Below are 12,945 nucleotides of genomic sequence, written 5' to 3' on the forward strand. Positions count from 1 at the left end.
TGCGTCCAGGGGAATCCGCCAGGATTCGTCGTCAGTTCGATGGGTTATAAATGTCTTCCGATGATTGCATGTGCTGCCTTTAATCCTTTCGGCCAATGGCAGGAGATTATGGAAAGCGTCCCTCGGGCTCCATGCGTATAATCCGCAACGCCGGGTCGTTGGCATTAGTGTTATGTCAGTGACCCTGGCGCGATGTTACGAAGGTTGGTCTGCGCCGAGTGCCTTCCTATAATACGGGATTGGCTAACTGGGCCCTGGCCCGGCGGCCAGCCGTCAGTCATAACCACAAAGAGGCTTCCATGCCAGAGTATCAAGCCACGGATGAGGGCTTCGAGCGAGTCGCCCTACGGGAATATACCGAGAAGGCCTATCTCGATTATTCGATGTACGTCATCCTGGATCGGGCCCTGCCGCATGTCGGGGACGGTCTCAAACCGGTACAGCGCCGCATCGTCTATGCCATGTCCGAGCTGGGGCTGAAAGCGACCGCCAAATATAAGAAGTCGGCGCGTACTGTCGGTGATGTCCTGGGTAAATTTCATCCCCACGGCGATAGCGCCTGTTATGAGGCCATGGTGCTCATGGCCCAGCCGTTCTCCTACCGTTATCCGCTGGTTGACGGTCAGGGCAACTGGGGTTCTCCAGACGATCCCAAATCCTTTGCCGCGATGCGTTATACCGAGGCGCGCCTGTCGGCATTCGCGGAGGTACTGCTGTCGGAGTTGGGGCAGGGGACTGTGGACTGGACGCCGAACTTTGACGGAACCCTCGATGAGCCGTCGACACTCCCGGCACGCCTGCCCCATGTCCTGCTCAATGGCACGACCGGGATTGCGGTGGGTATGGCGACGGACATCCCTCCGCACAACGTGCGCGAGGTCACGGCGGCCTGTATACGCTTGCTCGACGACCCGCTGGCGACCGTTGACGATCTCTGCGAACACGTGAAAGGACCTGACTTCCCCACCGGCGCGGAAATCGTGACGCCGCGCGCCGACTTGCGTCAACTCTACGAAACCGGTCGTGGCTCGCTGCGGATGCGCGCTCGTTGGCTGCTGGAGAACGGTGACGTAGTGATCACTGATTTGCCACACCAGGTTTCCGGCAACAAGGTTCTGGAGCAGATCGCTGCGCAGATGCAGGCCAAGAAACTGCCGATGGTGGCTGATCTGCGTGACGAGTCGGACCATGAGAACCCGACCCGGCTGGTCATTGTCCCGCGTTCCAACCGTATCGATGTCGACGGTCTGATGGCTCATCTCTTTGCGAGTACGGACCTGGAGAGAACCTATCGGGTCAACCTGAACGTGATCGGTATCGACGGCCGTCCAGCAGTCAAGAACCTGAGGGCCATGCTGAGCGAGTGGCTGAGCTATCGGACCGTCACGGTGCGCCGCCGTCTCCAGTATCGCCTGGACAAGGTGCTCTCCCGCCTGCACCTGTTGGAAGGCCTGTTGATTGCCTACCTGAATCTCGACGAAGTCATCGAGATTATCCGCAGTGAAGATAAACCAAAGCCGGTGCTGATGGCGCGGTTTGGTCTGAGTGACGAGCAGGCGGAAGCCATCCTCGAGCTGAAATTGCGGCACTTGGCCAAGCTGGAGGAAATGAAGATCCGGGGTGAGCAGGACGAGTTGCAGCAGGAGCGTGATTACCTGCAGCGGACGCTGGGCTCTGAAGCACTTCTGCGGGATCTGGTGAAAACCGAGTTGCAGGCGGACGCCGAAACCTATGGCGACGATCGTCGCTCGCCGATCGTCGCGCGAGAAGAGGCGCGCGCCTTCAGTGAAGCGGATCTGGTGACCAGCGAGCCGGTAACGGTCGTGCTTTCCGAAAAAGGCTGGGTACGCGCCGGCAAGGGACATGATATCGATCCCGCGGGGTTGAGTTACAAGGCGGGAGACCGTTATTTCCTTTCGGTGCATGGCCGAAACAACCAGCAGGTCGTGTTTCTCGATTCGACGGGGCGTAGCTACTCGGTGCCAGCGCACACACTGCCGTCGGCTAGAGGGCAGGGCGAGCCCCTGACCGGACGGGTCAATCCGCCGGCAGGTGCCGGTTTCGAAGCCCTGGTCATGGGGGATCCTGAGCAGAAAATTCTGATGGCGAGCGATGCGGGTTATGGCTTCGTTGCCAACCTCAGCGACCTGTTTGCCAAGAACCGGGCCGGCAAGGCGGCGCTCAGCTTACCCAAGGGCGGGCGGGTCATGCAGCCGTTGTTGGTGCCTCGGGGGAATGATGTCTTCCTGGCGGCGGCGTCGAACGAAGGCCGTATGCTGGTGTTCCCGTTGTCCGAACTTCCTGAGCTGGCGCGGGGCAAGGGTAACAAGATCATCAGCATCCCCGGTTCCCGCGTGCAGTCACGGGAAGAGTATGTGACGGCCGTTGCCCTGTTCCGGCGCGATGATGTGTTGGTGGTACAGGCTGGCAAGCGCCACATGAAACTGCAATTCTCCGACCTCGAGCACTATCTGGGTGAGCGGGGACGGCGCGGGCACAAGCTGCCGCGCGGCTTGCAGCGGGTGGATCGTATCGACGTGGAGGCGGCGGAGGTCGCCGCTCCCGCTACTGAAGGACAAGACGACAGTGAGTGAACGCGTCCTGATCAACGTGTCCGGGCACGATAAACCCGGCCTGACCTCCGAAATCACCGGCATCATGGCGCACTATGGCGCCCGCATCCTGGATATCGGTCAGGCGGTCATTCACGACCACCTGACCTGGGGCATCCTGGTGGAAATCCCTGACGAAACCAAGGCGCCGCTGCTGCTGAAGGATGTCCTGTTTCGGGTACACGAATTGGGGCTTCATGTGCGTTTCGCCCCGGTCAGTCAGGAGGATTACGATCAATGGGCTGCGGGGCGCAATCGGGCTCGCTACATCGTGACCCTGTTGGCGCGGGATATCAGCGCGGATCAGATCGCACGGGTTTCCGGCATTACCGCCCGTCATGGGCTGAATATCGACACGATCACCCGATTGTCGGGACGCCCGTCTCTGGATGCCGCCCGCAACCGGATAGCGTGCGTGGAATTTTCGGTCCGTGGCAAACCGGCCGATTTGGACCAGTTGCGTGCTGACTTCCTGCAAATCGCCAGTGAGCTGAATGTCGATATCGCGTTCCAGGAAGATTCGATTTTCCGGCGAAACCGCCGGTTGGTCGTGTTCGATATGGATTCGACACTCATCGAGGCGGAAGTCATCGACGAACTGGCCCGGGAAGCCGGTGTTGGCGAGGAAGTGGCCGCCATCACCGAGCGTGCTATGAGGGGAGAGCTGGATTTCGTGCAGAGTTTCACCCAACGGGTTGCGCTGCTCAAGGGATTGGATGCCCAGGTGCTGGAGAAGGTTTCGGCGCGCCTTAAATTGACCGAGGGGGCGGAACGCCTGATCCGGACACTGCGCAGCCTGGGGTACCGTACGGCAATTCTGTCGGGCGGCTTCACGTACTTTGCCCGCGAGCTGCAGCGCAAGCTGGGTATTGACTATATCTATGCCAATGAGCTGGAGATCGAGGACGGTCATGTCACCGGGCGTGTCACCGGTCAGGTTGTCGATGGTCAGCGCAAGGCACAGCTGCTACTGGAGATTGCCGAGCGGGAGCACGTTCGCCGCGAGCAGGTGATTGCAGTCGGCGACGGTGCCAACGATCTGCCGATGTTGAGCCAGGCCGGTCTCGGTGTAGCTTTTCGCGCCAAACCGTTGGTCAAGGAGTCTGCCCGCCACGCGATATCGACCCTGGGACTGGATGCGATTCTTTACCTTATTGGGTTTCGTGACAGCGATACGCTGGAGCAGATTGATATTTGAGACGGTTGTTCGTTGATGTGAAATGCAAAATGGGCGGGGAATTCCCCGCCCATTTTTTTGGTGGCATAACGATCTACTGTTCGCCGAAGTCGTAGTTCATCTCGGGGACCGGCGCTTGCAGGTAATAGCCCTGGATATAATTCACGCCCGCCTGCCAGAGCGTTGACAGTATGGATGCATTTTCCACCAGCGGTACAATCGTCAGTTTGCCGCTGTTCTGCAGTGAGCGAACCATTTCCTTGACGTTTTCCTTGGCTTCTTCGCTCTTCTGGATTTCCTCGGTGAAGGAACCGTCCAGTTTCACATAGTCGACATCCACGTGCTTCAGCGTGTTGAAGGGGTTCAGGGCACAACCGAAGCGGCTGATGGATATCTTGCAATGGAGCTCCCGCAACGATTTCGAGAATTCCCGGGCCTGCTTCAGATGGGTGGTAGTATCACCTTCCGAGAGCTGGAATATCAGGGAGTCACCGGGCAATCGGGCGGCTTTCAATGCGACAGACAGCCAGGACGTGAAGGTCTTGTCCACGATGGTTTCCGTCGTAACGTTCAGGAACAGGCGTGTATCGTGGCCTTTGGATCGGTGCGTCGACAGATGTTTGATCGTCTGCAGGACTACCCAGCGGTCGATTTTGGCTGCCATTTCCGATGGACCACCTGGCGGTAGGAAGTCGTAGGGAGAGACCTCTTCGCCCTTGTTGTCCAGCATGCGCAGGAAGGCTTCGTAGTGTTCTTCGCCTTCGCCCCGCAGATTGATAATCGGCTGGAACAGGAGGCGGAAGCGGTCTTCGTCCAGTGCCCGCTGAATGGCGGCAACAGAATTGTCATCGTCGCTGATTTCGTAGGAGGCCGGGTTGTAGATCACCACACCGTTGCCTTGCGGCTTGCCCTCACGTTTACGGACGTCCGACGATGCCGTATGGGCGCGACCAAGGAGATCCTGCGGTTTGGGCGCGTTTTCGGCGATGGCTGCGATCCCGATGCTGAAGGTTACCTGAACCGTTTTCCCGGAAATCTCAAACAGGTGATCTTCAATGGCCTTACGCAGGCTTTCGCAAATCTCAAACATGTGCTTTTCATCGCAGGGGTACGCCAGTAGCGCGAAAGCATCGTCACTGAGGCGGGCCAGCGTCATATTGCTATCGCCATGTTCGCGCAGAATATTGGCGACGTCGCTGAGGATAAGGTCTGCGCCGGCGATACCGACCTGGCTTTTGACCGGAGTAAAGTTGTCGAGCGCGATATAGGCGAGAGCGCCGACCTGACCACCTTCCTGCGCGCGCGCAATGGTCGCGGTCAGTTGGTCCATCAGGTATTGACGGTTGTAAAGGCCTGTCATCAGATCCTGGCTGCTGATCTGGCGTAGCTTTTCTTCAAGTTCTGCGTTGTCCTGTTCCGGGCGCAGGACGATCTGTATGCAGGGCTCGCCATCGTAGGTTGCGGCAGAGGCCTGCATGATCACGCTGATTTCCGTGTCGTCGCTGCGGCGCGTGACACACTTAAGCTGCTTGCCGTCTTCACGGGACTCGGCAAAAGCCTTCATGAAATCGCGGAAGGCTTCCTGGCTTTCAGGTGCCAGGGTGTCGAGTATGGGTATGCACATCAACTCATCGATGTCGTGGTAGCCGCAGAACTCCAGGTAAGACTGGTTGGCATACACGTGCATGCCGTCATTGACGTAGGCGATGGCATCCTTGGAGCTTTCCAGCAGCAGTTGACAGCGCTGCTCGGAGTCCCGCAGGTGTGACTCGAGGAGTCGCCTGCGACGGCGTTCGCCCAGGTTGCTCAGCTCCCGGTTGAGTATCAGTGTCAGCAGTTCCTGGTCATCGAAGGGGACGACGTCCTGAGCTCCCAGTTTCAGGAAGGCCGCGGATTTTTCGCGGTTGAACTCGTTGGTCAGCAGCACGAAAGGAACGTCTTTATCCAGACGCCGGATATGACCCAGCGCTGTTTCAGCTGAACATTCCTGTTCTGTGTCGCGGGCGAGGAACAGGTCCCAGTTGCCGTTGTTCAGGGTCTCCAGCAGGTCTTCTTCTGAGGTGATCCTGTGCGCGCGCGTGGCACGACCTGAATTACGAAGTAGACTGACGAGTTTTTCAGCATCGTTCTGCGACGGGTCGAGAATGAGCAGGTGCGTCGTCTCGTTCTTTTTCTGCATGCGGTGAGTATCTCGTGAAGGCCTCGAACCTCTGCCGGCCGAGACTATCGGATTTGCGCACATGAGCATGCGCACAGTGTTCTTTCGTCAGAAATTGCTAGTCCGGTAGATGGTCTTACTCGAAGGGTGTTGCAACTCTAACACCCTGAGCGCCATCTTTCTTTTTTATTCTAGAATGCGTTGCCGGTTGCCTCAACCTCTCCCAAGCGGGTCATCATGTGACCTGCGTCAAAGAGAGGGCCATAGCGAATCGAATTCGTCCTCACTGGTGCCGCCCTGGTTCGAACGCCGGCCGTTTGATTCGTTACCCTGTCCGCCCTGACTGCTACCCAGATTGATGAATTTGAGTTCGAATTGGCTGACACTGCCGGTTGCCGAAATGCGTCGGTTCAATTGGCACTGATCTTCCCGGCTGTCGTGCAGGAGGGATATGCGGTTACCTGTCTGAAAGGGCAGGCGCGGCGCGATCAAGGTGGCTGGTTGGCCGATAGCACTGAGCTCGGGCAGTAACAAGCCTCGCAGAAACTCACTGCTATTTCCGACTTTCTGGATCAGTCTCACTCCGCAGGGGGCTGCATTGGGTGCCAGCAACTCCACGCCGACCTGTGTACCCTGCTGGCGTACCTGTCGGATCCAGCGGATCACTGCAATGCTCCAGGGGTGCTCATTCTGCTCGCGAACGCCCAGGATTTCGCCAGCCTGCAATGTGGCTGGCACCTCAGCGTCCCAGTTGAGGCAATAGCCCCCGGGACTGGTGTTGATCAGGGATACGCGGTACTGCTTGTGGAGGACACCTTTCTCTGTGCCGTTCTGGATGCGGCCATCGGCGCCACGGAATTGAATGGGGGTATCCGGGGATACGAAGCTGTCTCCCGGGCCTGCATCGAAGGCACCGGCCCAGGCGTCTTCCCTGCGGCGAGCCCTGGACAGGAAGATGTTTTCGTCATCCTCGACGTGATCGTGGTTTTCCAGGTGCGATTTAACGAACTGGCTGAACTCCACCTGTCCCGAACAATAATAGTGAAGAGCGCTTAAGCCCAGGCACACCTGCAGCGTTCCCGAACTCGACATTCGCTTAAAGGATCGTTTGGTCAGTATGCCCAGGGCTTGGCTCAGGTGGCCGAGCAGCGACTCGCTGACGGTCACTGGAACGTCCAGAAGGGCGTCAGCCTCTTTCCTGCGTTCCCGCTTCAGGGCCAGATATTCCGTCAGCAGGTTTGACAGGTTCGAGGTGTCAAAGCCATAGCAGTAGCTGGACGAGGCATCCGGCGCCAGGCTCCGATACAGCGGTGGCGCGTCGCGTTCGAGGTTGATGACGAACATCGCGTCGGAATTATCCTCCGGCCGACAATTGACCAGGTCGGTCCAGTTCTCGAACAGCTCGTAGGCCTGCGTCAGCTCGTTCTGTCTCAGCTGGTTAGGCCGGCAACAGCCCAGAAGCAGTAGGCGCTTGTATGCATCGCTGACAGAGGTTTCCGCCCGATGGGTGTTGGTTTCGTCGGGCACCTGCTGGTTGTGCAGCTTGTTCTCATAACAGAATTGAAAGACCTGGTGGCTTTCAAGCCAGCTGCCTGCCGGGCTCGGACAGTAGAGCTGGCAGGAGCGCAGAATGGTGGCGCTCAGGTCGGTGATGACCCGGTGGGCGGCCTGAGACAGAGAGCGTTTGTTCTTCTCGGGGCTGTTCTGTTGGGCAAGTTCGCACAGTACGGTTTTATAGCCGCCCGCGAGATGCAGCTGTAGAGCCTGGGCCAGGTTGGCAATCTTCCGCTGCTTTTCGGGCAGCGAGATAGAGTGGCCGAGGAAGTGCCGGCTGAGTTCACCACAGATGAAATAGATGGGCTGTCGAATGCCTTCCAGCATCAGCATGCGCTGTGCGGGCGGGGTGATCAGCTGGTTGAGTTCGATAATGGCATGATAAAGCTGACGCGAAGCTTCCCCTATGTTTGCCAGTGGCAGGCTTGCCGCCCAGTCCCGAATCGCTTTCGGCGTTGCCTCGCAGAAAGAGAGATTGGCCAGCTTCTGTTCGGGTAGGGAAAGATCGAGCGTGCTTTTCGTGCCTGCCATCAAATACTCACCGATATCGTCGTGGAGCCCATCGCTGTACTTTGCCGACTGCCGGTTTTCGGGGTGGGCAGTCGGTAGTGGGGCATCGGAACATTCTGCATCGGGTTATCGTTTTGTAATAGCCCGAAAAGGCATTTGGATCTCAGGGTTATCATTCAGCTTCCTTCCCAAAAAATCCAACAGTTACGCATCTTTATAATACAAGCCCAGCCTTGGCGAAATAGCAAGTGCGTCATCCCGTGCCAAACCCATCACTTCGTGGTCTGATTTGACAATATTTGACGGCGACGAAGCCGTGGATGATGAATCGTATCACCTGTTCCCGTTAAGCGAGTCCCAGATCGAGAGGCCATTTGCTCTCGCCGCCAGGCACCTCTCTGACTAAACGCGGCACGAGAAAGCCTGGCAATCGAGACAGCATCTGGCGGCAAAGGTGACGAGCTTCGTCATCGGAGACCCGGAAATGTGCAGCGCCAAGGACCGGATCGAAGGCGTGCAGGTAATACGGCATTATACCGGCACCGAAGCATCGCTCGCTGAGTTCGCACAAGGTGTCGACCTGATCGTTCACGCCGCGCAGAATGACGCTCTGGTTTAGCAGTGTGGCGCCAGCGTCCCGCAGTCTCGCAGCGGCATCGGCCACTGCCTGATCAATCTCGTTGGGGTGATTTATGTGCAGGACGATCACTTTCTGTAGCGACGACTCTCGAAGCCAGGTCAGTAGGCGTTCGTCGACTCGTTGAGGAATGACAACAGGCAGGCGGGTGTGAATACGGAGTCGTTTGATATGGGGTATGGCTTCAAATGCCCTGACCCACTCGGCGAGCAGGCGATCGTTCATTGCCAGCGGATCCCCGCCGCTGAGAATGACTTCGTTGAGGCCGCTTTCGCGCTGCAGGTAACGAAGCGCTTCTTCGCGGGCAGACGGCGACAGCCGGTTGTCGCCGTAGGGAAAGTGACGGCGGAAGCAATAGCGACAGTTGACGGCACAGGTGCCGGTGAGAACCAGTAATGCGCGCGACTGGTACTTGCGGATGATGCCGGTAGTGACGGTAGTCGCAGCCTCCTCCAGGGGGTCATTCCGGTCTTCGTCGTCACTGAGTGTTTCCTCGTGACGGGGAAGGACCTGACGCAGCAGCGGGTCGTGCGGGTCGCCGGGTTTGATGCGGGATAGGTAGGGTTCGGGCACAACAGTGGGAAACAGCCGATGCCCCTGCACCGCCCCGGGCAGCCATTCCAGGGACAGGCCAAGGCGCGACAACAGCGTTTCGGGGTCGCGGATGGCCTGGGCTAAAAGGGTTTGCCAGGAAGCGTTAATGTCAGTGGCTTGCGCTCGGACTTCTAACGGAGTTGCGGTTCGCTGTATCATTACGCCCTTGTCATTCACAACAGCGTGATTTCGGGTATCTTTCTCATGGCTTCATATTCTACCAACGAATTCCGGGCTGGTCTCAAAGTTCTGCTGGAAGGCGATCCTTGTGTGGTACTGGAAAACGAGTTCGTCAAACCGGGTAAAGGGCAGGCCTTCAACCGTGTCAGACTGCGCAACCTGATCTCCAACCGGGTCTGGGAACGGACCTTCAAATCCGGCGAAACGCTGGAAGCGGCCGATGTCATGGACCGCGACATGGAGTATCTCTATAACGACGGCGAGTTCTGGCACTTTATGTTGACGGATGGCTCCTTCGAGCAGTTCGCTGCAGATGCCAAGGCGGTAGGGGATACCGTCAAGTGGCTGAAAGAACAGGATGTCTATACTGTGACGCTGTACAACGGTTCCCCGTTGTCTGTTGCACCGCCCAACTTTGTCGAACTGGAAATCGTGGATACGGATCCCGGTATCAAGGGCGATACAGCTCAAGGCGGCACCAAGCCGGCGACGCTGTCCACCGGCGCGGTGGTCAACGTACCGTTGTTCGTGGCCACGGGCGAGGTGATTCGTGTCGATACCCGTTCCGGCGACTATGTGAGCCGGGTCAAGAGCTGACCTCCTGAACGACCTGACCCACTCGGGGACAGGTCGTCATGTTCCCTCGGCCTTCTCTGTCTCTGTTCTGCCTGACCCCATTTTATGATGGAATCCTCCGATCCTGGCGCTCTGTGGCGTCCGAGTTGTTCTCTGTTGGCGCTGCAAACGCGCGCGCGCCTGCTGGCATCGCTGCGGGCGTTTTTTGCCGAGCGTAACGTGCTGGAAGTGGAGACGCCGGTTCTGGCCCATTATGCGGTTACGGACGTCCATATCTCCGCGGTTGAAGCCAAGATGCATCTTGGGCGGCCCGATGTCGGCGAAGCATATTGGTTGCAAACGTCTCCCGAATACCACATGAAACGCCTGTTGGCAGCCGGCAGCGGCTCGATCTATCAGGTTTTTCGGGCCTTTCGTGACGGTGAGCGCGGCGCTCGACACAACCCGGAGTTCAGCTTGCTGGAGTGGTATCGGGTTGGGTTCGATCATCTGTCGTTGATGGATGAGGTCAGGACGTTGGTCGAATCTCTGTTGGGGCCGCGTCAGTGGCTGACACTTTCCTATCGAGACCTGTTTAAGCGCTTCCTTGGGCTGGACCCGGTAGAAGTCTCTGATGGAATTCTTGCCGAAAGGGCTGCCCGGGTTTCCGGATTGACGGCGTCGTCGCTGGACCGGGATGGTGCACTGGACCTGCTATTGACCCACGTGATCGAACCTGCGCTGAAGGAACTGGATGCGGTATTCGTGCATAGTTATCCGCCATCTCAGGCGGCGTTGGCGCGCACGGATAGGGTCGATGGTGTAGAGGTCGCACACCGTTTCGAGCTTTACATCGGCGGTATGGAGTTGTGCAACGGATATTGGGAGCTGACCGACTCGGCTGAGCAGGCGCGCCGTTTTAGCGAGGACAACCGCCAGCGTCGTTTGCGTGGGTTGCCGCCGATGTCTGTCGACCCCTGGTTTATGGCGGCACTTCAGGAGGGGTTGCCCGATTGTGCGGGCGTTGCCCTGGGGCTGGACCGCCTGCTGATGTTGATGTTGCAGGCGACCAGACTCGAAGAGGTCGTGACTTTCCCCGTGGCGCGGGCCTAGGTCTCAGCGGTCAGCGACTGCCGAAGGCCTGCCCCATGCGTACCGAGGTGCCTGCGGTCATGGCACCATCCCACTTGACGGAGCCGCGGGGCATCACCATGACGACGGTGGAACCCAGCCGGAAGCGTCCCATCTCCGCCCCTTTTTCCAGTGTGATCGCCTGCTGGCCGCTGTATTTTACGGCCGTAATCCCGTTGTGCCGGTGCGCGACCAGGCCCGACCAGACGGTTTCCACGCTGGCAACGATCATGGCTCCGACCAGCACCAGTGCCATGGGCCCCCATTCCGTATCGAACAGGGCGACGACACGCTCGTTACGTGCAAACAGTCGCGGAACGTTGGCAGCAGTGACCGGATTGACCGAAAACAGGCGGCCAGGAACGTGCACCATTTCCTTTAGCGTGCCGGTAATCGGCATATGAATCCGGTGGTAGTCCTTGGGCGAAAGATAGAGTGTGGCGAAATGCCCACCCTGGAAGGGGGCTGCTCGTTGTGCATCTCCGCCCAGTAGCTCGGTCAGGCTGAATGACTGTCCCTTGGCCTGGAAAACCCGGTCGTCCGTTACATCGCCGAGTTGGCTGATGGCGCCATCCACCGGACAGATCAACGTATCTGGCTCGGAGGCGATCGGCCGGGCGCCGGGGCGAAGGGCCCGGGTGAAAAAGCTGTTGAAGTCGGGGTATGCGTCGAGGTCTGCATTTTCGGCCTCGCTCATATCGACGCCGTAATGCTTGGCGAACCAGTGGATAAAAGGTTGTTTCACACGGTTCGCGCGACTTTCCGCCAAGAGGCCGGCGGCGCGCGAGAGGGCGTGATGGGGCGTGATGTACTGGCTCCAGACAAATAACTTATCGAGCATTAACTCATTTCTCCACTGGGGTGTCCGGGTGATTGCCCCATTCCGCCCAGGAGCCGGCATAACCCTTGATTTTTGGGTAGCCCAGTATCTTGGCGACCAGATAGGTCAAGCCGGAGCGGTGATGGGTCTGGCAATGGGTGATAACGGTTTTGTCGGGCGTGATACCCAGGGTTTCGAGCTGCTTGCGCAGCAGGGTTTCCGGCTTGAGACGAAAGCCGCGCGCGGGATCCATGGCTTGCGTCCACTCGAAATGGCGCGCTCCGGGGATGTGGCCGGACTTCGCGGCGGTTTGCCGTTCGCCATGAAATTCCGCTGCGGACCGGGCATCCCAGATAACGTGGTCCCCCTGTCCGAGATGGTTCAGGATCTCGTCCAGGGTTGCAGTCGGTGCGTCGGTCAACTGGAGCGGGTAGTGGCTCGGAGCTATATCAGGTATTTCCACTGTAAGCGGACGCTCCTCGCTGTCCCAGGCAATCCAGCCACCGTTCAGATAGCTGTAATGCGAATGGCCGATGCAGTCGAGTAGCCAGATAAACCGGCCCGCCCAACCGCCGCCTTCGTCGTCGTAGACCACGACATGTCGCTCCGGCGTCAGACCGATGCGGTTGGCCAGAGCCTGCAGGGCTTCTCTGTCGGGCAATAGGCCGGGTGATGGCGGTCGTCTGGATTGGGTTTCCTGCGGGTGAACGTATACGGCACCGGGAATATGGCCCTGGCTGTAGCGTTCAGGATGACAAAGGTCAACAATCAGCAGGCTGTCGTCGTCAAGTAAGGGTTCCAGTGTTTCTGGTTCGACGATAAGCGGCAAGTCGGCCATAGAGAAATGTCCAGGATTCGGCAAAGCGCCAGTGTATCATGTCTTGGGTGGATGGTATGCGCCTGAACGTCGCGGTTTTACCCTGTCGAAAATAAAAAATCCTTTTTCCAACAGCAAGTTGGTGGCAAAGTAACAGCGGCCGGGGCTGCGTTTGGGAAAGTGCCTCCGGCAGAAATTAA

Annotated in this window: 9 protein-coding genes; 4 read left to right on the forward strand and 5 right to left on the reverse strand. The window is 58.4% G+C overall.

What is annotated here, in order from left to right:
• Positions 1 to 299 precede the first annotated feature (299 nt).
• Positions 300 to 2,594: a DNA topoisomerase IV subunit A gene (gene parC, locus CLR77_RS07595; RefSeq protein ID WP_097460038.1), complete on the forward strand. Its 2,295-nt coding sequence runs from the start codon at positions 300 to 302 to the stop codon at positions 2,592 to 2,594.
• Entirely contained in the window at positions 2,587 to 3,810 is a 1,224-nt protein-coding gene (gene serB / locus CLR77_RS07600; RefSeq protein ID WP_097460039.1) for a phosphoserine phosphatase SerB, read from the forward strand. Before parC ends, serB begins: the two co-directional genes overlap by 8 nt.
• Positions 3,811 to 3,883: 73 nt before the next feature.
• Here serB and CLR77_RS07605 read toward each other — a convergent pair whose 3' ends face one another.
• From CLR77_RS07605 to epmB, 3 genes are all read right to left on the reverse strand, one after another.
• Complete coding sequence (locus CLR77_RS07605; RefSeq protein WP_097460040.1) at positions 3,884 to 5,968, reverse strand: EAL domain-containing protein; 2,085 nt, start codon at positions 5,966 to 5,968, stop codon at positions 3,884 to 3,886.
• Positions 5,969 to 6,196: 228 nt separating this feature from the next.
• Complete coding sequence (locus tag CLR77_RS07610) at positions 6,197 to 8,032, reverse strand: GTPase (protein ID WP_097460041.1); 1,836 nt, start codon at positions 8,030 to 8,032, stop codon at positions 6,197 to 6,199.
• Positions 8,033 to 8,357: 325 nt separating this feature from the next.
• Positions 8,358 to 9,401 carry an EF-P beta-lysylation protein EpmB gene (gene epmB, locus CLR77_RS07615; RefSeq protein WP_097460042.1) on the reverse strand — a complete coding sequence of 348 codons (1,044 nt, stop codon included), beginning with the start codon at positions 9,399 to 9,401 and terminating at the stop codon, positions 8,358 to 8,360.
• A 45-nt stretch (positions 9,402 to 9,446) separates the two neighbouring features.
• Here epmB and efp point away from each other — a divergent pair, with 45 nt between their 5' ends.
• Both efp and epmA read left to right on the forward strand, forming a co-directional pair.
• Positions 9,447 to 10,019: an elongation factor P gene (gene efp, locus CLR77_RS07620; protein ID WP_097460043.1), complete on the forward strand. Its 573-nt coding sequence runs from the start codon at positions 9,447 to 9,449 to the stop codon at positions 10,017 to 10,019.
• 87 nt (positions 10,020 to 10,106) lie between these two features.
• Complete coding sequence (epmA, locus tag CLR77_RS07625) at positions 10,107 to 11,090, forward strand: EF-P lysine aminoacylase EpmA (RefSeq protein WP_097460468.1); 984 nt, start codon at positions 10,107 to 10,109, stop codon at positions 11,088 to 11,090.
• 10 nt (positions 11,091 to 11,100) lie between these two features.
• Here epmA and asd read toward each other — a convergent pair whose 3' ends face one another.
• Complete coding sequence (gene asd / locus CLR77_RS07630) at positions 11,101 to 11,949, reverse strand: archaetidylserine decarboxylase (protein ID WP_097460044.1); 849 nt, start codon at positions 11,947 to 11,949, stop codon at positions 11,101 to 11,103.
• 4 nt (positions 11,950 to 11,953) lie between these two features.
• The gene (locus CLR77_RS07635) at positions 11,954 to 12,766 is read right to left on the reverse strand and encodes a rhodanese-like domain-containing protein (protein ID WP_097460045.1); all 813 of its coding nucleotides are present in this window, start codon (positions 12,764 to 12,766) and stop codon (positions 11,954 to 11,956) included.
• Positions 12,767 to 12,945: the final 179 nt, after the last annotated feature.

This window comes from Mangrovitalea sediminis (assembly GCF_002514725.1).
Classification (GTDB): domain Bacteria; phylum Pseudomonadota; class Gammaproteobacteria; order Pseudomonadales; family Oleiphilaceae; genus Mangrovitalea; species Mangrovitalea sediminis.

What these genes read in the sequence shown, in the direction of transcription:
- parC (WP_097460038.1), top strand. Translation starts at nt 300, where the DNA reads ATGCCAGAGTATCAAGCCACGGATGAGGGCTTCGAGCGAGTCGCCCTA.
- CLR77_RS07605 (WP_097460040.1), bottom strand. Translation starts at nt 5,968, where the DNA reads ATGCAGAAAAAGAACGAGACGACGCACCTGCTCATTCTCGACCCGTCG.
- CLR77_RS07610 (WP_097460041.1), bottom strand. Translation starts at nt 8,032, where the DNA reads ATGGCAGGCACGAAAAGCACGCTCGATCTTTCCCTACCCGAACAGAAG.
- epmB (WP_097460042.1), bottom strand. Translation starts at nt 9,401, where the DNA reads ATGATACAGCGAACCGCAACTCCGTTAGAAGTCCGAGCGCAAGCCACT.
- efp (WP_097460043.1), top strand. Translation starts at nt 9,447, where the DNA reads ATGGCTTCATATTCTACCAACGAATTCCGGGCTGGTCTCAAAGTTCTG.
- epmA (WP_097460468.1), top strand. Translation starts at nt 10,107, where the DNA reads ATGGAATCCTCCGATCCTGGCGCTCTGTGGCGTCCGAGTTGTTCTCTG.
- asd (WP_097460044.1), bottom strand. Translation starts at nt 11,949, where the DNA reads ATGCTCGATAAGTTATTTGTCTGGAGCCAGTACATCACGCCCCATCAC.
- CLR77_RS07635 (WP_097460045.1), bottom strand. Translation starts at nt 12,766, where the DNA reads ATGGCCGACTTGCCGCTTATCGTCGAACCAGAAACACTGGAACCCTTA.